Here is a 24,899-nt window from a genome sequence, read left to right on the forward strand (position 1 = left end):
ATTGGAAACGGGCAAAAAATGTGCTCTATAATTATGAATTATTAAAGCAGTCCCCGCCCCCCACCCGCACAGAGAAGGAATTCCCGGCCATGACCAACGACCAGTCGAAAGATCAGCTGCGCACCGCCGCGCTCTACTACCACCGCCAGCCGAAGCCGGGGAAGATCGCGGTGACGCCGACCAAGCAGCTGACCAACCAGTACGACCTGTCGATGGCCTACTCGCCCGGCGTCGCCGCCGCCTGCGAGGAGATCGTCGCCGATCCGGCGGAAGCCAGCACGCTGACCTCGCGCGCCAACCTGGTCGGCGTCATCACCAACGGCACTGCGGTGCTGGGCCTCGGCCCGATCGGCCCGCTCGCCGCGAAGCCGGTGATGGAAGGCAAGGGCGTGCTGTTCAAGAAGTTCGCCAACATCGACGTCTTCGACCTGGAGATCGACGAGCGCAACCCGGACAAGCTGATCGACATGATCGCCGCGCTGGAGCCGACCTTCGGCGGCATCAACCTCGAGGACATCAAGGCGCCGGAATGCTTCTACATCGAAAAGAAGCTGCGCGAGCGGATGAAGATCCCGGTCTTCCACGACGACCAGCACGGCACCGCGATCGTCGTCGGCGCCGCGATCCTCAACGGCCTGACCTACCTCGGCAAGGACCTGAAGGAGGTGAAACTCGTCACCTCCGGCGCCGGCGCCGCCGCGCTGGCCTGCCTCGACCTGCTGGTGATGCTCGGCGTGCCGGTCGAGAACATCTGGGTCACCGACATCAAGGGCGTCGTCTATGAGGGGCGCGTCGAGGAGATGGACGAGATCAAGGCGCGCTACGCGAAGAAGACCGACGCGCGCACGCTCGGCGAGGTGATCGACGGCGCCGACGTCTTCCTCGGGCTCTCCGCCGGCGGCGTGCTGAAGAAGGAAATGGTCGCGAAGATGGCGAAGAAGCCGCTGATCCTCGCGCTCGCCAACCCGAACCCGGAGATCATGCCCGAGGACGTCAAGGCGGTGCGCGACGACGCGATCATCTGCACCGGCCGCTCGGACTACCCGAACCAGGTGAACAACGTGCTCTGCTTCCCGTTCATCTTCCGCGGCGCGCTCGATGTCGGTGCGACGACCATCACGGAAGAGATGAAGCTCGCCGCGGTCAAGGCGATCGCCGAACTCGCGCGCGCCGAGCAGTCGGAGATCGTCGCCTCGGCCTACGGCGAGCAGGTCACCGGCTTCGGCCCCGAATACCTGATCCCGAAACCCTTCGACCCGCGCCTGATCGTCAAGATCGCACCGGCGGTGGCCCAGGCCGGCATGGATTCCGGCGTCGCGACGCGGCCGATCAAGGACTTCGGCGCCTATCTGCAGAGCCTCAACGAGTTCGTCTACCACTCCGGCCTGATCATGAAGCCGGTGTTCTCGCAGGCCAAGCGCAACCCGAAGCGCGTCGTCTTCGCCGAGGGCGAGGACGAGCGCGTGCTGCGCGCGATCCAGGTGGCGACCGACGAAGGCATCTGCCGGCCGATCGTCATCGGCCGCGAGGCGGAGATCCAGCGCAAGATCGACGCTGCCGGCCTGCGCATCCGCCCGGGCGTCGATTTCGAAATCGTCTACCACGAGCACTGCGCGTTCTTCGAGACCCATTTCGACCTCTACTGGCAGGAATACCACCGCCTGATGGAGCGCCAGGGCGTGTCGGTCGACTACGCCAAGCGCGAGATCCGCCGCCGCGCGACCCTGTTCGGCGCGTTGATGGTCCGCCTCGGCCACGCCGACGGCCTGATCTGCGGCACCTTCGGCCGCCACGACCTGCACCGCGAGTACGTGCAGAGCGTCATCGGCACCGCCCCCGGCGTCAGGAACTACTCGACGATGAACCTGCTGATGCTGCCCGGCCGCACCGTCTTCGTCGCCGACACCTACGTGAACTACGACCCCTCGGCCGAGCAGCTTGCCGACATGACGCTGGAGGCGGCCGACGAAATTCGCCGCTTCGGCATCGTGCCCAAGGTCGCGCTGCTGTCGCACTCGTCGTTCGGCACCGAGAACACGCCGACCTCGCTGAAGATGCGCGCGGTGCTGCGCCTCCTCAACGAGCGCGCGCCGGAGCTCGAGGTCGAGGGCGAGATGCACGGCGACGCCGCGCTCGACGAGCAGATCCGCCTGCACACCTTCCCCAACTCGCGCCTCAAGGGGCAGGCCAACCTGCTGGTGATGCCGACGCTGGACGCCGCCAACATCTCGTTCAACCTGTTGAAGGTCGCCGCCGGCGACAACCTGACGGTCGGCCCGATCCTGCTCGGCACCGCCCGCCCGGTGCATATCCTGACGCCGACCGCGACCGTCCGCCGCATCGTCAACATGACGGCGCTGACCGTCGTCGACGCCGGCGAACAGTAAGCCGCGGACCGTGCCGCGCCGGCCGGCGCGGCGCGATTGCCGCGGCGCAGCGTGGCGCCGCGCCGCGGCCGGGCTATGATGCGCGACATCCGACCTTCGCCCGCCGCCGCATGACCGCCGACAACTCCCGCACTGCGCTCGTCCTGCCCGGCGGCGGCGCCCGCGCCGCCTACCAGGCCGGCGTGCTGGCGGCAATCCGCGACCTGCTGCCCGACGCCACGGTCAATCCCTTCCCGATCCTCTGCGGCACCTCGGCCGGCGCCATCAACGCCGCGACGCTGGCCTGCAATGCCGGCAATTTCCGCGCCGCGGTCGAGGTCCTCAACGACGTCTGGCGCAACATGCGCGCGAGCGACGTCTACCGTGCCGACGCCCTCGGGGTGGCCACCTCCGGCGCCCGCTGGCTGTCGTCGCTGGCGCTCGGCTGGTTCATCCGCAGGAGCCCGCGTTCGCTGCTCGACAACGAGCCGCTGCGGCAGATGCTGCTGCGCCGCCTCGACTTCGCCAACATCGACCGCAACCTCGCCGACGGCGCGCTACGCGCCGTCTCGGTCACCGCCTCCGGCTATACCAGCGGCCACAGCGTCACCTTTTTCCAGGCGCATGCCGAGGTCGACACGTGGACGCGGACGCACCGCTTCGGCTGTCGCGACCGGCTGGGCGTCGAGCATCTGATGGCCTCGTCGGCGATCCCTTTCGTCTTTCCGGCGGTCAAGCTCAACCGCGAATGGTTCGGCGACGGCTCGATGCGCCAGCTGGCGCCGATCTCGCCGGCGATCCACCTCGGTGCCGAGAAAGTGCTGGTGATCGGCGCCGGCCGTATCAACGAGCAGATCGAGCGCCGCCGCGGCGAGACCTATCCCAGTCTCGCCCAGGTCGCCGGCCACGCGCTGTCGTCGATCTTCCTCGACGGCCTCTCCGTCGACATCGAGCGCATGCAGCGCATCAACCGCACGCTGTCGGTGATCCCCGACGAGGTCAAGGCGCGCGCCGGGATCGCGCTGCGCCCGATCGAGACGTTGGTCATCGCCCCGTCGCAACGCCTTGATTTCCTCGCCGCGCGGCATGCCCGCGCCCTGCCGCGCGCGGTGCGCGTGCTGCTGCGCGGGATGGGGGCGATGAACCGCGCCGGCGGCGCGCTGACCAGCTACCTGCTGTTCGAGCAGCCCTACACGCGGGCGCTGATCGAGCTCGGCTACCGCGATACCGAGGCGCTCGCCGACGAGGTCCGGGCCTTCCTCGGAATTTCATGACATTTCGAGAATTTATGCGCTATACGCTTATTTCTATTGTGATATCGGGATTAGTGTCTAAACTGCTAAAATATTCAATCAACACCAACCAATACCAATATCGGAGGACCGTCGGATGCGTGCCCTGCTTCTTTCCACGCTGAGCTTGGGATTGTTGCTTGCCGTCGGGGCGCAGGCGGCCGAGGTCACCCAGGCGGGCGGGAAGAAGAAGGTCAAGGCATCCTACCGCAGCGCCGCTGCGGCACCGGCGAAGAAAGTGGCGACCCCGGCCGCCAAGGCGACGCGCAAGGTCGCCGCCAGTCCGGCCGAACAATGGCATGCCACCCGGCAGCTGGCGGTCGCCTCCGGCGCCGCGCTGGTCGTCGAGCAGGGGGGCGGCGAGCCGATCTACCAGAAGAATTCCGACGCGGTGGTGCCGATCGCCTCGATCACCAAGCTGATGACGGCGATGGTGGTGCTCGATGCGGTGCCCTCGCTACGCGAGACGATCCACGTTTCCGACGACGACGTCGATTACCTGAAGGGCAGCCGCTCGCGCCTCCACGTCGGCGCCGAGCTGACGCGCGAGGATGCGCTGCTGGTGTCGCTGATGTCGTCCGAGAACCGCGCCACGCACGCGCTCGCCCGCCACTATCCGGGCGGCATGCCGGCCTTCATCGCGGCGATGAACCGCAAGGCGGCCGACCTCGGCATGTACCACACCCGCTTCGAGGACCCGACCGGGCTTTCCAGCAGCAACGTGTCGACTGCGCAGGACCTCGCCCGCATGGTCGCTGCGGCGCACCGCTATCCGCTGATCCGCGAGCTGTCCACCACCGCCGACGCGAAGATCACGGTCAGCGGCCGCCTGATGGAGTACCGCAACACCAACCAGCTGGTGAAGAGCCCGTCCTGGGACATCGGCCTGTCCAAGACCGGCTTCATCCAGGAAGCCGGCAAGTGCCTGGTGATGCAGGCGCGGGTTGCCGACAAGCCGGTGGTGATCGTGCTGCTCGACTCGGCCGGCAAGCTCACCCGCATCGGCGACGCCAACCGCATCAAGCGCTGGATGGAATCGATCCAGGCCTCGGCAGCGAAGGGCGGCCGCGCCTGAGTAATGCGCTTCGCGCATTGCGAAGAAGTACCCTTGGGGTGCGCCTGAGCGACGCGCCCCGCGCGTCGCGAAGAAGTGCCCTCGGGGTTCGCTTGATCCGACGGTCTTGCCGGACGCAAAAAAAAGCCGCGACGAGTCGCGGCTTTTTCGTCGGCGTCGCCGTTCAGCGGGCGGCCGGCTTGACGTAGCCGATCGCCTGCGAGATCGCGTCGGCGGTTTCCTTGACCATCGCCACCCATTCCGCCTTGTGCCGGTCGACCGGCGCCGACACCGACAGGCCGGCGACCATCCGTCCCTCGTCGTCGTGGATCGGCGCGGCGACGCACTTGAGGCCGATCTCCGCCTCCTCGTTGTCGAAGGCCACGGCGTGCCGGCGAATCTTGTCGAGCTCCTTCTCCAGCGCCGGCAGCGAGGTCAGCGAGGCCGGCGTCTTGCCCGGCAGGCCGGTGCGCCTGGCGTAGGCCTTGACCTTTTCCGGCCCGTCCTCGGCGAGGAACAGTTTGCCGACCGAGGTCAGGTGCAGCGGGGCACGGCCGCCGACCAGATAGACCACGCGCACCAGCGAGCGGCCGCTCGAGGTGCGCTCGATATAGACGATCTCGTCCTCGTGCCGGATGCCGAGGTTGATCGCCTCGCCGATCCGCTCGTGCAGCGTCTGCATGAACGGGCCGGCGACGTCGCGGATGTTCAGCCGTGACTTGACCAAGTTGCCGAGTTCGAGCAGGCGGATGCCGAGGCGGTAAGTGCCCGCTTCGTGCCGTTCGACCAGGCGCGAACCAGTCATCGCGGCGAGGATGCGGTGGGCGGTCGAGGGATGCAGGCCGGTGGCCTGCGCCAGGTGCTTCAGCGCCACCGGATCCGGCGACTGGGCGAGGACGTCGAGCAGCGCCATCATGCGCTCGATGACCTGGATTGAGTTCTTGTTTTCCTGCACTTCTGCCATGAGATTCTCTGCGGTCTTCCTTGTGCCGTTCTGTTGTGCGCGGCGCCGATTCCGGCGCGGCGGGCGGCTATAATCCCGCCATCGTTCCGCCATGCGGTGCGTTTTTTTGCACCGCGGCATCTTACCATTTCACAATGCAAAACTGATGCGCGTCGCCCTCTTCGTCACCTGCCTCGTCGACCTGATGCGCCCGAGCGTCGGCTTTGCCGCGCTGCGCCTGCTCGAAGCCGCCGGCTGCGAGGTTGCCGTGCCGGAGACGCAGACCTGCTGCGGCCAGCCGGCGTTCAGCGCGGGTGAGCGCGGGGCGGCGGCCGCGCTGGCGAGGAAGACGATCGCCGAGTTCGAGGGCTTCGACTACGTCGTCGCGCCGTCCGGCTCCTGCGCCGACCACATCCGCCACCGCTATCCCGAGCTTCTCGCCGACGATCCGGCCTGGTGCGCGCGCGCAGAGACGCTGGCCGCGCGCACCTGGGAGCTGACCCAGTTCCTCGCCGACGTGCTCGCGGTCGACACCGTAGCCGGCAAATACGACGGCAGCGTGACCTATCACGATTCCTGCAGCGGCCTGCGCGGTCTCGGCATCAAGGCGCAGCCGCGCCGGCTGCTCGGCCGGGTGGCCGGGCTGACGCTGAAGGAGATGCCCGAGGCAGAAGCCTGCTGCGGTTTCGGTGGCGCCTTCTCCGTCAAGTTCGGCGACATCTCGGCGGCGATCGCCGCGAAGAAATGCGCCAACGTGCAGGCGGTGCAGGCCGGTGCCGTGGTCGGCGGCGACCTCGGCTGCCTGATGAACATCGAGGGCACGCTGCGCCGCCAGGGCGACGAGGCGACGCGCGTGCTGCATGTCGCCGAAGTGCTGGCCGGCAGCAACGGGAAAGTCGCCTGATGCGCTCGCAGGCGATGTTCTTCCAGCGCCGGGCCGGTGCGGCGCTGGCCGACCCGCAGCTGCAGAAGAAATTCGCCGGCCTGAAAGGCAAGTTCGTCGATTCGCGCGCGCGCGCCGTCGCCGCCTACGAGTCGGATTTCGACGAATTGCGCGACGCCGGCCGCGACATCCGCGACCGCGTCGTCGCCAACCTCGACGTCTGGCTCGAGCTGTTCGAGGAGAAGGCGACGCAGCGCGGCGCCAGCGTGCTGTGGGCGAAGGACGGCCGCGAGATCTGCGCGCACGTGCTCGCCATCGCGCAGCGGCACGGCGTGAACAAGGCGATCAAGTCGAAGTCGATGCTGTCCGAGGAAGCGCAGCTGAACGCCGCGCTGTCGGCGGCCGGCGTGCAGCCGGTGGAGACCGACCTCGGCGAGTACATCCTGCAGATCGCCGGCAACGAGCCGCCGTCGCACATCATCGCGCCGGCCGCGCACAAGGACCTTGCGGAAGTCGCCGACCTCTTCGCCGCCACCCACCATACGCCGCGGAAGACCGAGATCCCGGCGCTGACGCGCGAGGCGCGGGAAGTGCTGCGCGAACACTTCCTCTCGGCCGGGATGGGCATCTCCGGCGGCAACTTCCTGATCGCCGAGACCGGCTCGGTGGCGCTCGTCACCAACGAGGGCAACGGCCGCATGGTGACGACGCTGCCGAAGGTGCACGTCGTCGTCACCGGCATCGAGAAGATCGTGCCGACGCTCGAGGACTTCGCGACGCTGATGCGCCTGCTGCCGCGCTCGGCGACCGGCCAGGAAATCTCGAACTACGTCTCCCTGTGCACCGGCACCAAGGGACCGGCGGATGCCGACGGCCCCGAGCACACCTACTTCGTGCTCGTCGACAACGGCCGCGCCGGCCTGCTCGGCTCCGACTTCCAGGAGATGCTGCGCTGCATCCGCTGCGGCGCCTGCATGAACCACTGCCCGGTGTACCAGAGCGTCGGTGGCCACGCCTACGGCTGGGTCTATCCGGGGCCGATGGGCGCGGTGCTGACCTCGCTGTACACCGGGCTGGAAAACGCGCTCGACCTGCCGCAGGCGTCGACGCTGTGCAACCAGTGCGGCGTCGTCTGCCCGGTGCGCATTCCGCTCGCCGAGCTGCAGCGCAAGCTGCGCGAGCAGCAGAGCGAACGCGGCCTGCGCCCGTGGTCCGAGCGCGCGGCGCTCGCCGCCTGGGCCTGGGTCGCGCGGCGGCCGGCGCTCTACGCGCTGGCGGCGAAGCTCGGCGTACGCTATCTGAACTGGCTCGCCGGCGGCGAGGATCGCATCCGCGTCCTCGGCCTGGCGCCGGGCTGGTCCACCGGCCGCGACTTCCCGGCGCCGCAGGGAAGAACGTTCAGGGAACTCTATCAATCCAGACAGGAAAGCAAAGCATGAAATTCGACGACGGCATTCCCGCCATTCCGCTGTGGATCGACGGCCACGCCTGGTTCGGCGTGTTCGAGGACTTCATCGACATCCGCGAGGCCGACGGCCAGGTCCACTTCCGCGTGCCGAAATGCGGCACCGACGAAGTGGCGAACGCGCTGGCGTCCGCCTGCGACCTGCAGCCGACCTGGGGCGAGGCGCTCGAGCTGCGCGCGCAGCGCGTCGCCGAGCTGGCGGCGCTGCTCGACCAGTTCGGCGGCGATTTCGCCCGGCTGATCGCGCGCGAAACCGGCAAGACGCCGGAGGCGGCGCGCGACGAGGTCGCCGCCGCCGCCGCGCAGCTGCGCGGCGCGGCCTGCGTGGCGGGCGGCGGCAGCGTGCAGGCGGTGTTCGCCGATGCCGCCGCGCCGCTGGCCTCGGCCGCGGCCGGGCTGGCTGCCGCCTGGGCGGCCGGTGACGCGGCGGTGGTGCTGTCCGACGCGCGCGCGCCGTCGGTGCTGTTCGCGCTCGCCGAGCTGTCGGCGCGCGCCGAATTCCCCGGCGGCGCCTTCTGCCTGGTGCACGGCGACGCCGCGACGCGGCAGGCGTTGCAGCAGGCGCTGGGGGGCTGAGCCATGGAGCGCATCGTCTACCTCGAGCGCGAGTCGATCATTGCCGACGTGCGCCGGCCGGCCTGCGCGCACGACTGGGTCGAATACGCGAAGACGCCGCAGGCCGAGGTCGAGGCACGGCTGGCCGGGGCGACGATCGCGATCGTGAACAAGGTGCTGGTCGATGCCGGCATGATCGCCCGCCTGCCGGCGCTGAAGATGGTTGCGGTCGCCGCCACCGGCACCAACAACGTCGACCTCGACGCCTGCCGCGCGCGCGGCATCGTCGTCTCCAACATCCGCGGCTATGCCGTGCATACCGTTCCCGAGCACGCCATCGCGCTGATGCTGGCGCTGTCGCGCAACCTCGTCGCCTACCGCGAATCGGTGCAGGCCGGCCGCTGGCAGGCGAGCGACCAGTTCTGCTTCTTCGACCATCCGATCCGCGACCTCGCCGGCGCGACGCTCGCTCTCGTCGGCAGCGGCACCCTCGGCGACGGCGTCGCGCGGCTGGCCGAAGCCTTCGGCATGCGCGTGCTGCAGGCCGAGCGCAAGGGCGCCGCTGCCTGCCGTGCCGGCTACGTACCCTTCGCCGAGGCGCTGGCGGTGGCCGACGTGGTCTCGCTGCACTGCCCGCTGACGCCCGAGACGCAGGGGCTGATCGGCGAAGCCGAGCTGCGCGCGATGAAGCCGTCGGCGCTGCTGATCAACACCGCGCGCGGCGGCCTGGTCGACGAGGCGGCGCTGGCGCGTGCGCTCAGGGAGGGCTGGATCGCCGGCGCCGGCTTCGACGTGCTCTCCAAGGAGCCGCCGGCGGACGGCAACCCTCTGCTCACCCCCGACTTGCTGGCGCTGCCGAACTTCCTGCTCACCCCGCACGTCGCCTGGGCCAGCCGGCCGGCGATGCAGGCGCTGGCCGACCAGTTGATAGCCAACATCGAAGCCTTCGCCCGCGGCGAGCCGCAGAACCGGGTGGCTTGAGCCGGGCATGCCGAAGAAGCCGCGCCACACCGCTGCCTCCGGTCCGCGCCTGCGCGTGCTGCTCGGCGCGTCCATCGCCATCGGCCCGGGCAAGGCCGAGCTGCTCGAAGCGATCGGCCGCAGCGGCTCGATCTCGGCGGCGGCGCGCGAGATGGGCATGTCCTACCGGCGCGCGTGGCTGCTGGTCGAGGCGGTCAATGCCGCCTTCGCCGAGCCGGTGGTGGCGACGGCGACCGGCGGCAGCGGCGGCGGCGGCGCGCAACTGACCGCGTTCGGCGCCGAGGTCGTCGCGCGTTACCGGCGGATGGAAAATCTGGCCGAGCGGGCGGTGGCGGAGGAATTCGCCGAATTCCGCAAGCTGCTGGCGCCCTCAGTCGACTAGCGCGACGCTCTTCACCTGGGCAAAGACCGTTTGCCCGACCTGAATTCCCAGCTGATCCAGCGATTTTCGCGTCAGCCGCGCGAGCAGCGCGCTGCCGCCGGCGTCGAGTCGCGCCAGCGCGCGTCCCGGCGGCTGTGCGTCGAGGCCGACGACGGTGGCGGCGAGCGTGTTGAGGATGCTCGAATCGTGTTGCGCCGACAGCGCCAGGCTGACGTCGCGCGCCTGGATGCGCACGCGCACCGCGGCGCCGAGCGGACGCGGCGGGCTCGGCGCCCACAGCGACTGCCCGGCGCTGCCGGAAAAATCGAGGCGGGCCAGCGCGTAGTCGGCGTCGTAGGCGCCGACCGTCGCCGCGATCACGACGAAGGCTTCCTCGCCGTGCGACAGCGGCAGGTCGAGGCGTGGCAGCAGTTCGCCGAGCGCCCCGGCGGCGCGCACGCGGCCGCCTTCCAGCAGCACCAGATAGTCGGCCAGCCGCGCCACCTCCGGCAGCGAATGGCTGACGTAGAGCACCGGGATCTCCAGTTCGTCGTGCAGCTTCTCCAGCCAGGGCAGGAACTCCGCCTTGCGCCGCTCGTCGAGCGCGGCCAGCGGTTCGTCCATCAGCAGCAGGCGCGGTTGCGCGAGCAGCGCGCGGGCGATCGCGACGCGCTGCCGCTCGCCGCCGGACAGGCCGTCCGGGCGGCGGTCGAGCAGCGGTGCGAGGCCGAGCAGGCCGACCACCGGCGCAGCGTCCGGCGGCGTCGCGTCGCCGGTGCGGCGGCGGCCGAAGACGAGGTTGTCGCGCACCGTGAGGTGCGGGAACAGCGCCGCGTCCTGGAAGACGTAGCCGAGCGGGCGCCGGTGCGGCGGCACGAAGACGCCGCCGGCGCTGTCCTGCCAGACCTCGCCGGCGACTTGCAGGCGGCCCTGCGCGTGCCGCTCGAGGCCGGCGACGGCGCGCAGCAGCGTCGTCTTGCCCGAGCCGGAGGCGCCGAAGATCGCGCTGACGCCGCGCGCCGGCAGATGCAGGTCGACGTCGAGCGCGAAGTCCGGGCGGGCGAGCTGCAGGCGGAGGTCGATCACGCCTGCCTCCGCGTCGCCGGGTTCAGCGTGTACAGCGCGAGCAGCACGACGAACGAGAAGAGCAGCATGCCGCCGGCCAGCCAGTGCGCCTGCGCGTACTCCAGCGCCTCGACGTGGTCGTAGATCTGCACCGAGACGACGCGCGTCTTCTCCGGGATGTTGCCGCCGATCATCAGCACCACGCCGAACTCGCCGACGGTGTGCGCGAAGCCGAGCACGGCGGCGGTCAGGAAACCGGGCCGGGCGAGCGGCACGGCGACGTGGAAGAAGGCGTCGAGCGGCGCCGCGCGCAGCGTCGCCGCCGCTTCCAGCAGTCGCTCCGGGATCGCCGCGAAGGCGTTCTGCAGGGGCTGCACGACGAAGGGCAGCGAATAGAGGCAGGAGGCGACGACCAGGCCGGCGAAGGTGAACGGCAGCGTGCCCAGCCCGGCCGCCTGCGTCAGTTGGCCGAGCGGGCCGGCCGGGCCGAGGGCGACGAGCAGGTAGAAGCCGAGCACGGTCGGCGGCAGCACCAGCGGCAGCGCGACGACGGCGCCGACGGCGCCCTTCCAGCGCGAGCCGGTGCGTGCCAGCCACCACGCCAGCGGCGTGCCGGCGAGCAGCAGCACGACGGTGGTCAGCGTCGCCAGCTTCAGCGTCAGCCAGATCGCGGCGAGGTCGGCGCTCGATAGGGGCATCGCGATGCTCAGGGCCGGTCGTAGCCGAAGCCGCGGATCGTCGTCTGCGCGGCTTCGCCCTTCAGCCAGTCGAGGAAGGCCTTCGCCGCCGCGTTGTCGCGGCCGCGCGCGAGCAGCGCCGCGTCCTGGCGGATCGGCTGGTGCAGGTGCGCCGGCACGATCCAGCCCGAGCCGTCGGTGATGCGGCCGTCCTTTGCCACCTGCGCCAGCGCGACGAAGCCCAGCTCGGCGTTGCCGGAGGCGGCGAACTGGTGCGTCTGCGCGATGTTTTCGCCGAGCACGAAGCGCGGGCGCAGCGCGTCGGCGAGGCCGAGCGCGGCCAGCGTCTCCATCGCCGCCTGGCCGTAGGGGGCGAGCTTCGGGTTGGCGACGGCGAGATGGCGGAAGTCGCCGCACTTCAGCACCGCGCCGTCGCCGTCGACGACGCCGGGCTTCGCGCTCCACAGCACGAGGCGGCCGACGGCGTAGGTGAAGCGCGTTCCAGCCTGCACGTGGCCGGCCTGCTCCAGTCGCGCCGGCGTCTCGTCGTCGGCCGACAGCAGCACGTCGAAGGGCGCGCCGTTGACGATCTGCGCGTGGAACTTGCCGGTCGAGCCGGTGACCAGCGTCGCCCGGTGGCCGGTAGCGCGCGCGAAGGCCTCGGCGATCCGCTTCGCCGGCGCGGCGAAGTTGGCGGCGACGGCGACCTGGACCTCGCCGGCGGACGCGGCGAACGCGGCGGCCAGGCCGAGCAGGGCGGCGACGAGGGTGGAAAGCTGCGGGCGGCGCATGCGGTTTTCCCCTGAGGCGGGTGCGTTATGTCCGAACGGATATTTCGTTTGTCGGCATTGTGCCCGCATCGCCGGCGGCTGTCTATCCGGCCGGATATAGCGCCGGGCGCCGCCCCTGTCCCGGCGGCCGTGCCGCGCGCTATCATCGCGGCCTGCCCGAAGAGGACACCCCGAATGAGTTCCCGCGAAGACATCCTGGCGCGCGTGCGCGCCAAGCTCGGCGCGGCCGCCGGCGACGCCGCGCGCCGCGCCGCCGCCCGCGCCGTGCTCGCTGCGCCGGCGGCCGGCCCGCGGCCGGCGCTCGCCGGCGACCTCGTCGCGCGCTTCCGCGCCAAGTCGGAGGCGATGGCCTCGACCGTGGACGTGGTGGCGACGACGGCCGAGGTACCGGCGGCGGTCGCCCGCTACCTCGCCGGGCGCGGCCTGGCGCCGCGCGCCGTCTGCTGGCCGGAACTCGCCGCGCTCGACTGGGCCGCCGCCGGCCTCGCGGTCGAGGCGCGCGCGGCGGGCGGCGACGACGCCACCGGCATCACCGGCTGCTTCTGCGCGATCGCCGAGACCGGCACGCTGCTGCTCGTCTCCGGCCCGCAGACCGCGGCGACGACCAGCCTGCTGCCGGAGACGCACATCGCCGTGGTGCCGGTGTCGCGCATCGTGCCGGCGATGGAGGAGGGCTTCGCGCGACTGCGCGCCGAATACGGCGAGGATCTGCCGCGCGCCGTCAACTTCGTCTCCGGCCCGTCGCGCACCGGCGACATCGAGCAGACCATCGTCCTCGGCGCGCACGGGCCGTACCGCGTGCATCTGCTGCTGGTCGGGCGCGGCTGAGCGCCCCCGATCCGGCCCGCGACGATGGCGAAAAAGACACCGGTTCCGCGCACGGAGGCGCTCAACGGCGCGATGGAGGCGCTGTTCTTCGCTTTCCGCGCGCTGGTCGCGCGGCCGGACGCGCTGCTCGCCGAGCAGGGCCTGTCGCGCGTGCACCACCGCATTCTCTTCTTCGTGCGCAAGACGCCCAACGGCAGCATCGGCGACCTGCTGGCGACGCTCGGCGTCAGCAAGCAGGCGCTCAACCGGCCGCTGCGCGAGCTGGTCGAACTCGGCTACGTGCGCGCCGAGGCCGATCCCGGCAACCGCCGCATCCGCCGCCTCAACCTCACCGACGCCGGACTGGCCTTCGAAGAGCTGCTGTCCGGCGAGCAGCGCCGGCGCTTCGCCGAGGTCTTCCGCGTCGCCGGGCCGGCGGCCGAGGCCGGCTGGCGCGAGGTGATGGCGCGACTGGCCGATCCCCGCTTCGACTGATTCCCCGCCGCCGGCACCCCTTGCCGGTCGCCACAAAGGTCAATGCTGTTGACCTTTGTGGCGGAGCGCCGTAGTCTCGTTTCCGATCGGCCCGCGCCGCCCGCCACCTGTTCCGGAGACCGCACGATGACCCCGCCCCGCCGCCACGATGATTTCGCCGCGCCGCCCCCGCCCGCCGCCGAAACCCCGTGCTACCCGTTCGCCGCCCGTGCGCGCGACCTGAAGCGCAGCGAAATCCGCGAATTCCTGCGCCACGCCGGCCGGCCGGGGATGATCTCGCTGGCCGGCGGGCTGCCGGCGGCCGAACTGTTCGACCGTGACGGGCTGGCGGCGGCGACCGCGATGGTGCTGCGCGAGCGTCCGGCGGCGGCGCTGCAGTACGGCATGACCGAGGGCCAGCCGCGCCTGCGCGAGGCGCTGAGCGCACTGCTGCGCGAACGCGGCATCGCCGCCGCGGACGACGGGCTGCTGGTCACCACCGGCTCGCAGCAGGCGATCGACCTGCTGGCGCGCATCTTCATCGAACCGGGCGACACGGTGGTGGTCGAGCGGCCGTGCTACCTGGCCGCGGTGCAGGCCTTCGCGCTCGCCGGCGCACGCCTGCTGACGCTGCCGACGGACGCCGACGGCGCCTGCGTCGACCGGCTCGACGACTGCCTCGGCGGGCCGCCGCCGAAGTTTGTCTACCTGGTGTCGACCTTCGCCAACCCGACCGGCGCCACGCTTGCCCACGAGCGGCGGCTGGCGCTGCTGCGCTGGGCGGTGCGGCACCGCGTCTTCGTCGTCGAGGACGATCCCTACGGCGAGCTGCGCTTTGCCGGCAGCGCCGTGCCGCCGCTGCTGGCGCTCGCCGCCGAGGTTCCCGGTGCCGCCGACTGGTGCGGCTACCTGTCGTCGCTGTCGAAGACCGTCGCCCCCGGCCTGCGCGTCGGCTGGATGCAGCTGCCGCCGGCGGTCGCCGAGCAGGCCGGGCGCGTCAAGCAGACGCTCGACCTGCACACCTCCAGCCTGGCGCAGGAGGTCGCTGCCGCCTACCTGGCGAGCGGGCGCCTGCCGGCGGCGCTGGTGCGCGCCCGCGCCCGCTACCGCGACCAGGCCGAGGCGCTCGCCGCCGCGTTGCGCTGCCGCTTCGGCGAGCGCCTGCAGTTCGCGATGCCGGAAGGCGGCATGTTCCTCTGGGCCCGCTTCGCCGATGGCACCGACACCTCGGCGCTGCTGCCGGCGGCGCTGGCGCAGTCGGTGCTGTACGTCCCCGGCGCCGCCTTCTACGCCGACGCGCCGGAACGGGCGACGCTGCGCCTGAGCTATGCCGGCACGCCGCCGGAACTGGCCGACGAGGCGGCGGCACGGCTGGCGCGGGCGCTCGCCGCCGGCTGAGCCGCCGCCCTGCGCCTCCCCGGCGCGCGCCGAAGGTTTGACAGATCTGTGACATTCGTCATATGCATTTGGTGATAGTTTTGCGGGAGTGGAAATAGCAGCGGGACTTGCCGGGGGGCGGTTCATGGAGAAGGGGACGATGCCGCGGCAGGCCGCGGTGCAGACGATCGCGCCGGCCGGCGAGGCGAGCCTGTGCCAGGCGCTGATCCGCGACATGCCGGCGATGGTGCATTCGATCGACGCCGGCGGTGTCATCGTCGACGTCAGCCAGAAGTGGCTGGAGATCCTCGGCTATTCGCGCAGTGAGGTGATCGGCCGCAAGTCGGTCGAATTCCTGACCGAGGAATCGCGCGCCTACGCGGTCGAGAACGTGCTGCCCGAATTCTTCCGCAGCGGGCGCTGCGTCGACGTGCCCTACCAGGTGGTTGCCAAGGACGGGCGCATCCTCGACGTGCTGCTCTCGGCGACCTGCGTCCGCGGCGCCGACGGCCAGGTGTTGCGCAGCATCGCGATGATGCAGGACGTCACTGCGCGCAAGCGCGCCGAACGCCGGCTCGACGCCGCCAAGGCCTATGCCGAAAACCTGCTGCATACCGCCAACGTACTGGTCGTCGAGCTCGACCCGCAGGGCCGGGTCTGCCGGCTCAACCGCGCGCTCGAGCAGCTGCTCGACTGCGCCGCAGCCGACCTCGCCGGCGCCGACTGGTTCCGCACGGTATCTCCGCCCGAGCAGTATGCGGGCATCCGCGATCGCCTGGCGCGGATGCTGCGTACCGGCGACGGCGACCGCTTCGAGAGTCACCTCGTCACGCCGGCCGGCGGCGAGCGCCAGGTGGTCTGGCGCAGCAGCCCGGCGATCGAGGGCGAGCGCGTCGTCGGCACGCTCTGCGTCGGCGTCGACGTCACCGAGCAGCGCCGTGCCGAGGCCCGCCTGGCGGTCAGCGAACAGGCGCTGCGCGAGGCGCAGAGCGTCGCCCAGATCGGCAGCTGGGTGCGCGACTACCGCAGCGGCGAACTGCACTGGTCGGACGAGATGTTCCGCATCCTCGGTTTCGAGCCGACGCAGGCCCGGCCGTCGATGGGCGCCTTTCTCGCCGCGGTCCATCCGGACGACCGCGGCGAGGTCGAGCAGGCCCACCGCCAGGCGCTCGCCAACCACCGCCCGTGCGACCTCCGCCACCGCCTGCTGCTGCCCGACGGCACGCTGAAATACGTGCACCAGCGCGCCGAAGTCTGCTTCGCCGGCGGCGGTCGGCCGGAGCGCGTGGTCGGCGTCCTTCAGGACGTGACCATGACGGTCCTGCAGGAGCTGGCGCTGCAGCAGAGCGAAGAACTGTTCCGCACCGTCGCCGACTACACCTACGACTGGGAATACTGGCAGGGCCGGCAGCGCGAGATGCTCTACATCAGCCCCTCGTGCGAGCGCGTCACCGGCTATTCGCAGATCGAATTCGTCCGCGACCCGGACCTGATCCGCCGCATCGTCCATCCCGACGACCGGGCGCGCTTCGATGCGCACCTGTGCGAGTTCGAGTGCGCGCACGACCTGCAGATCGAATTCCGCATCGTCACCAAGCGCGGCGAGGAACGCTGGATCTCGCACGGCTGCCGGCCGGTCGTCGCCAAGGACGGCCGGCGCAACGGCCGGCGGGTCAACAACCGCGACATCACCGAGTTGAAGGCGGCCGAGCTGCGGGCGCACCAGCTCGCCTACTACGACGCGCTCACCGGGCTGCCCAACCGCCGCCTGCTGACCGACCGGCTGGGCCAGGCGATCCCCCTTGCCGTCCGCCAGCAGCGACCGCTGGCGCTGATGTTCATCGACCTCGACCGCTTCAAGCAGGTGAATGACGTCCATGGCCACGACGTCGGCGACGCGCTGCTGGTCGAGGTCGGTCGCCGCTTCGCCGACTGCCTGCGCACCAGCGACACCGTGGCGCGTACCGGCGGCGACGAGTTCATCGTCCTGCTGCCGGAAATCGCCGACCCCGAACACGCGGCGGCGGTCGCCGGCAAGCTGCTGGCGGCGCTGCGCTCGCCGGTGACCTGCGGCGACGCGAGCTTCGCGGTGTCGGCGTCGATCGGCGTCGCCCTGCTCGCCGCCGGCAGCCGCGACGACAGCTCGGGGCTGATGAAGAAGGCCGACAGCGCGATGTATGCCGCCAAGCAGGCGGGACGGGGCTGCTACCGGATAGACGGCGGATAGTGGTGCGCGCCGCCCCGGACGGCGCGCGGCGGCGGCATATAATCAGCGGCGAACCCTGACCGAGACGCCGCCATGCCGATGACAAGAGCCGCCCCGCCGACGCCGGACCGGACGGGCTTTCCCTCCTTCGCCGAGATCAGCCGCCACTTCGCGCCCGGCTGGTTCGCCGCGGTGATGGGCAGCGGCGTGCTGGCGCTGACCACCCATTCGCTGTCCGGCCGCTGGTCGTGGCTGTCGCCGCTGGCGCTCGGCCTGCACTGGTTCAACGTCGTCCTCTTCGCGCTGCTCGCGGTGCCCTGGCTGCACCGCTGGCTGCGCTTCCGCGACGCGGCGCTGGCGACGCTGAAGCATCCGGTGCAGGCCAGCTTCTACCCGACCTTCGCCATCGCCATGCTGGTCCTCGCCGCGCAGTGGCTGGCGATCGACGGCCGGCTGGCACCGGCGCTCGCCTTCTGGTGGGGCGGCACGGCGCTGGTCTTCCTGTTCAGCTTCGCCGTGCTCTTCCACATGTTCCGCGGCGAGCACGTCGGCCTCGAGCACGTGACGCCGGCGAAGTTCATCCCGGCGGTCGGCCTGGTCGTCATCCCGGTCGCCGGCGGGCCGCTGCTGGAGACGCAGACCGGTGCCGCGCGCGAGCTGGCGCTGCTGGTGAACGTGCTCGGGCTCGGCGCCGGCACGCTGATGTACGTCGGCCTGCTCGGGCTGACGCTGCAGCGCAAGATCCTGGCCAAGCCGGCGGTCGGCCTGCTGGCGCCGACGGCGTGGATCCACCTGGCCCCGCTCGGGGTGATTCCGGTCAGCCTGCTCAACGTGCTCGACCAGCTGCCGTTCGCCGTGCCGCACGAACCCTTCCTGTTCCTGTCGCTGCTGCTGTGGGGCTTCGGTGTCTGGTGGCTGGTGATGGCCGGGCTGCTGACGCTGGCCGCGCGCCGTGCCGGGCAGCTGCCGTTCGCGCTGTCGTGGTGGGGCTTCATCTTCCCGCTCGGCGCCTTCGTCGCCGCCTCGCTGCGGCTGGCGCCGCTGACCGGGATCGCCGGCATCGGCGCCGTCGGCCTCGGCTGCTGGCTGCTGCTGGTCGCGCTGTGGGCGCTGACGCTGGTGCGCACGCTCGCCGGCGTCGCCTCGGGCAGCATCTTCCAGCCGCATACCTAGGAGTTCGTCGATGCGCGTGGTGATACAACGGGTCAGCGAGGCCCGGGTGACGGTCGACGGCGCGGTCAGCGGCCGCATCGGGCCGGGCCTGCTGGTGCTCGCCGGCTTCTCGGAGAACGAAAGCGAGGCCGGCCTCGACTGGATGGCGAAGAAGATCGTCGCGCTGCGCGTCTTCGCCGACGCGGCCGGCGTGATGAACCTCGACGTCCGCCAGGCCGGCGGCCGCATCCTCGCCGTCTCGCAGTTCACGCTCTATGCTTCGACGAGGAAGGGCAACCGCCCGTCGTGGAGCCGCGCCGCGCGTGGCGAGATTTCGCAGCCGCTGTTCGAGCGCTTCGTGCAGAAACTGGCGACGGCGCTCGGGCAGCCGGTGCCGACCGGCGTCTTCGGCGCCGACATGCAGGTGGCGCTGGTGAACGACGGGCCGGTCACCGTCTGCATCGACTCGGAGGACCCCGAATGAGTCGCGACGACGCGCCGCTGCCGCCGCCGGCGCGCGACTGGCACGCGCTGTCCGCCGACGAGGCGGCGGCGCATCTCGACACGCATCCGGTGCGCGGGCTGGACGAGGCCGACGCCGCCGAACGCCTGGCGCGCCACGGCGAGAACCGGCTGCCGCTGCCGCCGGGCAAGAGCGCGCTGCTGCGCTTCGTCGCGCAGCTGACGCAACCGCTGGTGCTGGTGCTGATCGTCGCCGGCGCGGTGACGACCGCGCTCGGCGAGTACGTCGACGCCGGCGTCATCCTCGGCGTCGTGCTGGTCAACGCGGTCATCGGTTTCGTCCAGGAAGGCAAGGCGGAAGCCGCGCTGGCGGCGCTGGCGCGGGCGATGGCGGCGGAGGCCGTGGTCGTCCGCGGCGGCCGCAAGCAGCGTCTCGGCGCGCACGCGCTGGTCCCCGGCGACGTCGTTTTGCTCGCCGCCGGCGACCGCGTGCCGGCCGACCTGCGGCTGGTCGAGGCGCGCGGGCTGCAGGCGATGGAGGCGTCGCTGACCGGCGAATCGGCGGCGGTCAGGAAGCTGCCCGAGCCGCTGCCGGCCGACACGCTGCTTGCCGACCGCACGAACATGGCCTACGCCGGCACGATGGTGGTCAGCGGCCAGGGCGTCGGGCTGGTCGCCGCCACCGGCGGCGCCACCGAGACCGGCCGCATCTCGCGCCTGATCGCCGAGGCGCCCGACCTGCAGACGCCGCTGACGAAGAAGATGGCGGCCTTCTCCAACTGGCTGCTGCTCGCCATCGGCGGCCTCGCGCTGCTCACCTTCGGCGTCGGCTTGCTGCGCGGGGAGCGCGCCTTCGACATGTTCATGGCCGCGGTCGCCCTCTCCGTCGGCGCGATTCCCGAGGGGCTGCCGGCGGCGGTGACGATCACGCTGGCGATCGGCGTTTCGCGCATGGCACGGCGGCGCGCGATCATCCGCAAGCTGCCGGCGGTCGAGGCGCTCGGCAGCACGACGGTGATCTGCTCCGACAAGACCGGTACGCTGACCGAGAACCAGATGACGGTGCGCGAGGTCTGGGCCGGCGGAGACCGGCACGAGGTCAGCGGCAGCGGCTATGCGCCCGAGGGGAAGATCGGCGATGACGACTACCCGCCGGCGATCGACGGCGCGCTGCGCGAGCTGCTGGTCGCCGGCGTGCTGTGCAACGACGCCGGCCTGTTCAGGAAGGACGGGCGCTGGGAGATCGCCGGCGATCCCACCGAGGGCGCGCTGCTGGTGCTGGCGAAGAAGGGCGGGCTGGACGAGGCGACGCTGCAGGCGGTGTTCCCGCGCCTCGACGTGCTGCCTTTCGATTCGGTGCTGCAGTACATGGCCACCGCGCACGAGGTCGAGGGCGTGCGCCTCGCCTATGTCAAGGGCGCGATCGAGCGCCTGTTGCCGCGCTGCGGCGACATGCTCGATGCCGCCGGCGACCCGGCGCTGCTCGACGTCGCCGCGATCGAGCGGCACGCGCAGGCGATGGCCGGCCGCGGCTACCGCGTGCTGGCGCTGGCACGCGCCGCCTGCGGCGACGGGGCGCTGTGCGAGGACGCGCTGGCGGCGCAGCCGCTGACCTTCCTCGGCCTGGTCGGCATGATCGATCCGCCGCGGCCGCGCGCGATCGGCGCGGTCAAGGCCTGCCACGGCGCCGGCATCGCGGTGAAGATGATCACCGGCGACCACGCGCTGACGGCGCTGGCGATCGCCCGCCAGCTCGGCATCGACCCCGGCGCCGGCGGCGCGCTCACCGGCCGCGAGCTGGCGGTGCTGGACGACGCGGCGCTGGCGCGGGCGGCGGTCGCCTGCAACGTCTTCGCCCGCGTCGAACCCGAGCAGAAGCTGCGCCTGGTGCGCGCGCTGCAACAGCGCGGCGAGGTGGTGGCGATGACCGGCGACGGCGTGAACGACGCGCCGGCGCTGAAGTCCGCCGACATCGGCGTCGCCATGGGGCTGTCCGGCACCGACGTCGCGCGCGAGGCGGCGGCGATGGTGCTCACCGACGACAACTTCGCCAGCATCGAGGCGGCGGTCGAGGAGGGGCGCGGCGTCTACGACAACCTGGTGAAGTTCATCACGTGGACGCTGCCGACCAACTTCGGCGAGGGGCTGGTGATCGTCGCCGCGATCCTCGCCGGCGCGACGCTGCCGATCACGCCGCTGCAGATCCTGTGGATCAACATGACCACCGCCGTGCTGCTCGGCCTGATGCTGGCCTTCGAGCCGGTCGAGCGCGGCCTGATGCAGCGGCCGCCGCGGCCGCCGCAGGCGCCGGTGCTCGACCGCGCGCTGATCGCGCGCATCGTGCTCGTCAGCGTGCTGATGCTGGCCGGGGCCTACGGCCTGTTCCTGGTCGAGCTGGCGCAGGGCGCGACGCTGGCCGAGGCGCGCACCGTCGCGGTGAACGTCTTCGTGGTCGTCGAGACCTTCTACCTGTTCAACTGCCGCTCGCTGACGCGCTCCTTCGTCGCCGTCGGCCTGTTCTCGAACCCCTGGGTGTGGGTCGGCGCCGGCATCATGATCGGGCTGCAGCTGCTGCTCACCTACCTGCCGTTGATGAACCGGCTGTTCGGCACGGCGCCGATCGGCCTCGCCGAATGGGCCGTGATCGCCGCCGTCGGCTGGCTGGCCTCGCTGGTGGTCGGCGCCGAGAAGCGCTTCCGCCTGTTCGCGCCGGCCGGCAGGGCGGGCGGCCGATGATAAGATTGCCCTCCCTGCCATTCGTCGACCGTTCGAGGATTCCGATGCGTCCGCTGCTGCTCGCCCTGTCCGCCGCCCTTTCCCTCGTTGCCGTGCCTGCGCTCGCCGCCAACCCGGTGCAGGCGGTCACCGAGTCCGGCAGCGGCGTCGCGCAACGCCTGGTCGAGCTGTCGACGAAGGACGAGGTGGCGGCGACCGATCCGCGCGTCGCGCAGGCGCAGGCGCAGCTGAAGAAGGCGGCGAAGGCCACCGGCGAGAGCGAGCAGGCGGTCGCCGCCGCCTGCACCCGCGCCGCGCGCTTCATCTTCGACGCCACCAAGTCGCCGGCGACGCCGCTCGACGTGCTCGATGCGCTCGCCGCGAAGGGCGCCGGCCGGCCGATGAACGATTCGGTCGGTGCCTACGTCGCGGCACGGCGGAATGCTGCCGGCAAGACGCACGCCGAAGCGATGGCGGCGATGAAGTAGTCGCCCGCCGCAAGAGAACGCAAGAACAACCCGTGGCCGCCCGCCGGCGGTCGCCCCGAGGGGGTCCCATGCATCCGCTCCGCGCCGTCAGCCGCCCGGAAATCCTGCTGCTCGCCTGCCTCGTCAGCCTGCCCTCGGCCTTGGCCGCCGGTTCCGGCGTCGTCGGCGAGAACCTGCTGTGGCTGGCGATCATCCTGATGGCGGCGCGTCTGTTCGCGCCGCTGGCGCAGCGCATCGGTTTTCCCGCCGTGCTCGGCGAGCTGCTGCTCGGCGTCGTCCTCGGCAACCTCGGCCTGCTCGGCGTCCACTACTTCGACCGGGTCGCCGCCGATCCCATCGTCGCCTTCCTCGCCGAGTTGGGCGTCATCGTGCTGCTGCTGCAGATCGGGCTGGAGACGCGGCTCGACGACCTGATCAAGGTCGGCCTGCGCGCCTCGCTGGTCGGCGTCGTCGGCATCGCGCTGCCCTTCCTGCTCGGCGCCTACGTGGTCGGGCCGCTGCTGCTGCCGGGCCTGTCCGCCAACACCTACCTGTTCCTCGGCGCGACGCTGTCGGCGACCTCGGTCGGCATCACCGGCCGCGTCTTCCGCGACCTCGGCCGGCTGGCCATGCCGGAGGCGCGGATCGTGCTCGGCGCGGCGGTGATCGACGACGTGCTCGGCCTGGTCATCCTCGCCGTCGTCTCCAGCCTGGTGCAGGCCGGCAGCGTCAGCCTCGCCCAGGTCGGCGGCATCGTCGTCGAGGCGGTGGCCTTCCTCGCCGGCTCGATCGTCGTCGGCCGCCTGCTCGCCAGGCGCTTCGCCGCCCGCCTGGCGCGGCTGGACCCCGGCCATTCGATGCTCTTCGCGCTGGTGCTGGCCAGCGGCCTGTTCCTCGCCTGGCTGGCGCACGCCATCGGGCTGGCGCCGATCATCGGCGCCTTCGCCGCCGGCCTGCTGTTCGAGCCGCTCTGGCTGCAGGACTTCGCGACACCGAAGGTGGTCGGCGAGATCGAGTCGGTGCTGCCGGCGCAGGACAAGCCCGGCGTCGCCGAGCGCATCCGCGGCATCCTGCACAAGCACGCGCAGCACCAGCACGAGCACATGGTCGAGCCGCTCGGCTATTTCTTCGTACCGGTCTTCTTCGTGCTCACCGGCATGCAGGTCGATCTGCAGACGCTGGCCGACCCGCAGCTCCTGCTCGTCGCCCTCGGCGTCACCGCCGCCGCGGTCGCCGGCAAGCTGGTCGCCGGCTTCGCCGCCGGCCGCGGCCACAACCCGTGGGTGGTCGGCTGGGGCATGGTGCCGCGCGGCGAGGTCGGCCTGATCTTCGCCGCCGTCGGCCGGCAGCTCGGCGTCGTCGACGAGGCGATGTTCTCGGTGATCGTGATCATGGTCATCCTCACCACGCTGCTCACCCCGCCTCTCCTTACCGTGCTTCTGCGCCGCCAGGACAATCAAAAAAATGACCGATAAGTTTCGCCGCAGCGTGCTGATGCTGGCCGTCGTCGCCGGCGCCTACGTGCTCTCCTTCTTCCACCGCTTCGCGCCGGCCGGCATCGCGCAGGACCTCGCCGTCGCCTTCCAGACCACCGCCGCCTCGCTCGGCGTGCTGGCGGCGACCTACTTCTACGTCTACACGGTGATGCAGGTGCCGACCGGCATCCTCGTCGACACCCTCGGGCCGCGCCGCATCCTGCTCATCGGCGCCGTCGTCGCCTGCGCCGGCAGCCTGCTCTTCGGTATGGCGCCGTCGCTCGACGTCGCGCTGGTCGGGCGCACGCTGGTCGGGCTGGGCGTCTCGGTGACCTTCATCGCGATGCTGAAGATCATCGCCGTGTGGTTCGACGAGAAGCACTTCGCGACGCTGACCGGCATCTGCATGCTGGTCGGCAACCTCGGCTCGGTGCTCGCCGGCGTGCCGCTGTCGCTGACCGCGCAGGCGGTCGGCTGGCGCAGCGTGTTCGTCGCCGCCGGCGTGCTCTCGCTGGCGCTCGGCGTCGCCTGCTGGATCTGGGTGCGCGACCGCAAGGACGGCGCGAGCGAGGCGCACCGGCCGAAGTTCGACCGCACGGTGATCCTCGGCGGCCTCGCGCAGGTGCTGAAGAACCGCGCCACCTGGCCGGCGACGCTGACCAACACCGGCGTCGCCGGCGCCTTCTTCGCCTTCGCCGGGCTGTGGGCGACGCCCTATCTGGTGCAGGTGCACGGCTATTCGCGCGACGTCGCCGCCAGCCACCTGTCGCTGTGGTTCGGCGGCTTCGCCGTCGGCTGCCTGGCGCTCGGCACGCTCTCCGACCGCATCAAGCGCCGCAAGCCGGTGCTGGTGGCGACCACCAACGTCTTCGCGCTGCTCTGGCTGGTCTGGCTGTCCGGCGCGACGATGCCGGTCGGGCTGTCGATGGCGCTGTTCGCGCTGATGGGGCTGGCCACCGCCGGCTTCAGCCTGACCTGGGCCTGCGCCAAGGAGGTGAACCCCCCGCTGCTGTCCGGCATGTCGACCTCGGTCGCCAACATGGGCGGCTTCCTCGCCGGCGCGCTGCTGCAGCCGCTGTTCGGCTGGGTGATGGACCTCGGCTGGCAGGGCGGCATGCTCGGCGGCGCGCGCTTCTACGGCATCGAGGCCTGGCGCGGCGGCCTCGCGGTGATCGCCGCCAGCGCCTGCCTCGGCGCCGCGGCGGCGTGGTGGGTGCAGGAGACCCGCTGCCGCAACGTCTGGCGCGGGGACGGTCACGGCGGCTGACGGTGGCGGGGGGCGCCGCATCCGCGGTACCCTTGGCGCATTCATCGGCATGACAAGGACCTGA

At 71.3% G+C, this 24,899-nt stretch carries 22 protein-coding genes; 18 read left to right on the forward strand and 4 right to left on the reverse strand.

Features of this window, described 5'->3' with window-relative positions:
- Positions 1-89: 89 nt before the first annotated feature.
- The 3 genes from IWH25_RS07745 (at position 90) to pbpG (ending at position 4,733) form a co-directional block, all read left to right on the forward strand.
- Positions 90-2,387 (forward strand): NADP-dependent malic enzyme, encoded by a 2,298-nt coding sequence (locus IWH25_RS07745; protein ID WP_203388739.1) that lies wholly within the window; start codon positions 90-92, stop codon positions 2,385-2,387.
- A gap of 110 nt (positions 2,388-2,497) precedes the next feature.
- A complete protein-coding gene (locus tag IWH25_RS07750; RefSeq protein ID WP_203388740.1) occupies positions 2,498-3,640 on the forward strand; it encodes a patatin-like phospholipase family protein in 1,143 nt (380 codons plus the stop codon).
- A 115-nt stretch (positions 3,641-3,755) separates the two neighbouring features.
- Positions 3,756-4,733: a D-alanyl-D-alanine endopeptidase gene (gene pbpG, locus IWH25_RS07755; RefSeq protein WP_203388741.1), complete on the forward strand. Its 978-nt coding sequence runs from the start codon at positions 3,756-3,758 to the stop codon at positions 4,731-4,733.
- Between the two features lie 163 nt (positions 4,734-4,896).
- Here pbpG and IWH25_RS07760 read toward each other — a convergent pair whose 3' ends face one another.
- Entirely contained in the window at positions 4,897-5,676 is a 780-nt protein-coding gene (locus tag IWH25_RS07760; protein ID WP_238999032.1) for an IclR family transcriptional regulator, read from the reverse strand.
- 145 nt (positions 5,677-5,821) lie between these two features.
- Between IWH25_RS07760 and IWH25_RS07765 the strand changes: the two genes are divergently transcribed.
- The 5 genes from IWH25_RS07765 to IWH25_RS07785 are packed head-to-tail and all read left to right on the forward strand — an operon-like array spanning position 5,822 to position 9,921.
- Positions 5,822-6,559: a (Fe-S)-binding protein gene (locus tag IWH25_RS07765; RefSeq protein WP_203388742.1), complete on the forward strand. Its 738-nt coding sequence runs from the start codon at positions 5,822-5,824 to the stop codon at positions 6,557-6,559.
- Complete coding sequence (locus IWH25_RS07770) at positions 6,559-7,977, forward strand: LutB/LldF family L-lactate oxidation iron-sulfur protein (protein WP_203388743.1); 1,419 nt, start codon at positions 6,559-6,561, stop codon at positions 7,975-7,977. The genes IWH25_RS07765 and IWH25_RS07770 overlap by 1 nt, the downstream gene beginning before the upstream one ends.
- Positions 7,974-8,579, forward strand: coding sequence for an aldehyde dehydrogenase family protein (locus tag IWH25_RS07775; protein WP_203388744.1), 606 nt, complete (start codon positions 7,974-7,976; stop codon positions 8,577-8,579). The genes IWH25_RS07770 and IWH25_RS07775 overlap by 4 nt, the downstream gene beginning before the upstream one ends.
- 3 nt (positions 8,580-8,582) lie before the next feature.
- Positions 8,583-9,539: a D-2-hydroxyacid dehydrogenase gene (locus tag IWH25_RS07780; protein ID WP_203388745.1), complete on the forward strand. Its 957-nt coding sequence runs from the start codon at positions 8,583-8,585 to the stop codon at positions 9,537-9,539.
- 7 nt (positions 9,540-9,546) lie between these two features.
- Positions 9,547-9,921 (forward strand): winged helix-turn-helix domain-containing protein, encoded by a 375-nt coding sequence (locus IWH25_RS07785; protein WP_203388746.1) that lies wholly within the window; start codon positions 9,547-9,549, stop codon positions 9,919-9,921.
- Here the strand turns inward: IWH25_RS07785 and modC are convergent.
- The 3 genes from modC to modA are packed head-to-tail and all read right to left on the reverse strand — an operon-like array spanning position 9,910 to position 12,433.
- A complete protein-coding gene (gene modC / locus IWH25_RS07790) occupies positions 9,910-10,986 on the reverse strand; it encodes a molybdenum ABC transporter ATP-binding protein (protein ID WP_203388747.1) in 1,077 nt (358 codons plus the stop codon). The genes IWH25_RS07785 and modC overlap by 12 nt on opposite strands.
- The gene (gene modB, locus IWH25_RS07795; protein ID WP_203388748.1) at positions 10,983-11,663 is read right to left on the reverse strand and encodes a molybdate ABC transporter permease subunit; all 681 of its coding nucleotides are present in this window, start codon (positions 11,661-11,663) and stop codon (positions 10,983-10,985) included. Before modB ends, modC begins: the two co-directional genes overlap by 4 nt.
- An 8-nt stretch (positions 11,664-11,671) precedes the next feature.
- Entirely contained in the window at positions 11,672-12,433 is a 762-nt protein-coding gene (modA, locus tag IWH25_RS07800; RefSeq protein ID WP_203388749.1) for a molybdate ABC transporter substrate-binding protein, read from the reverse strand.
- Positions 12,434-12,607: 174 nt separating this feature from the next.
- Here modA and IWH25_RS07805 point away from each other — a divergent pair, with 174 nt between their 5' ends.
- The 10 genes from IWH25_RS07805 (at position 12,608) to IWH25_RS07850 (ending at position 24,835) form a co-directional block, all read left to right on the forward strand.
- Positions 12,608-13,261 (forward strand): LutC/YkgG family protein, encoded by a 654-nt coding sequence (locus tag IWH25_RS07805; RefSeq protein WP_203388750.1) that lies wholly within the window; start codon positions 12,608-12,610, stop codon positions 13,259-13,261.
- Between the two features lie 24 nt (positions 13,262-13,285).
- A complete protein-coding gene (locus tag IWH25_RS07810; protein ID WP_203388751.1) occupies positions 13,286-13,735 on the forward strand; it encodes a MarR family winged helix-turn-helix transcriptional regulator in 450 nt (149 codons plus the stop codon).
- 126 nt (positions 13,736-13,861) lie between these two features.
- Positions 13,862-15,112 (forward strand): aminotransferase-like domain-containing protein, encoded by a 1,251-nt coding sequence (locus tag IWH25_RS07815; protein WP_203388752.1) that lies wholly within the window; start codon positions 13,862-13,864, stop codon positions 15,110-15,112.
- Between the two features lie 139 nt (positions 15,113-15,251).
- Positions 15,252-17,318 carry a sensor domain-containing protein gene (locus tag IWH25_RS07820; RefSeq protein WP_203388753.1) on the forward strand — a complete coding sequence of 689 codons (2,067 nt, stop codon included), beginning with the start codon at positions 15,252-15,254 and terminating at the stop codon, positions 17,316-17,318.
- A 72-nt stretch (positions 17,319-17,390) separates the two neighbouring features.
- Positions 17,391-18,470 (forward strand): TDT family transporter, encoded by a 1,080-nt coding sequence (locus IWH25_RS07825; RefSeq protein ID WP_238999033.1) that lies wholly within the window; start codon positions 17,391-17,393, stop codon positions 18,468-18,470.
- A gap of 10 nt (positions 18,471-18,480) precedes the next feature.
- Complete coding sequence (gene dtd, locus IWH25_RS07830) at positions 18,481-18,933, forward strand: D-aminoacyl-tRNA deacylase (RefSeq protein ID WP_203388754.1); 453 nt, start codon at positions 18,481-18,483, stop codon at positions 18,931-18,933.
- Positions 18,930-21,647 (forward strand): cation-translocating P-type ATPase, encoded by a 2,718-nt coding sequence (locus IWH25_RS07835; RefSeq protein ID WP_203388755.1) that lies wholly within the window; start codon positions 18,930-18,932, stop codon positions 21,645-21,647. The genes dtd and IWH25_RS07835 overlap by 4 nt, the downstream gene beginning before the upstream one ends.
- A 44-nt stretch (positions 21,648-21,691) precedes the next feature.
- Positions 21,692-22,114, forward strand: a complete 423-nt coding sequence (locus tag IWH25_RS07840) for a hypothetical protein (protein WP_203388756.1) — start codon at positions 21,692-21,694, stop codon at positions 22,112-22,114.
- 68 nt (positions 22,115-22,182) lie between these two features.
- Complete coding sequence (locus IWH25_RS07845) at positions 22,183-23,568, forward strand: cation:proton antiporter (RefSeq protein ID WP_203388757.1); 1,386 nt, start codon at positions 22,183-22,185, stop codon at positions 23,566-23,568.
- Positions 23,558-24,835, forward strand: coding sequence for an MFS transporter (locus tag IWH25_RS07850; RefSeq protein ID WP_203388758.1), 1,278 nt, complete (start codon positions 23,558-23,560; stop codon positions 24,833-24,835). Before IWH25_RS07845 ends, IWH25_RS07850 begins: the two co-directional genes overlap by 11 nt.
- Positions 24,836-24,899: the final 64 nt, after the last annotated feature.

The organism is Azospira restricta (assembly GCF_016858125.1).
Lineage (GTDB): Bacteria > Pseudomonadota > Gammaproteobacteria > Burkholderiales > Rhodocyclaceae > Proximibacter > Proximibacter restrictus.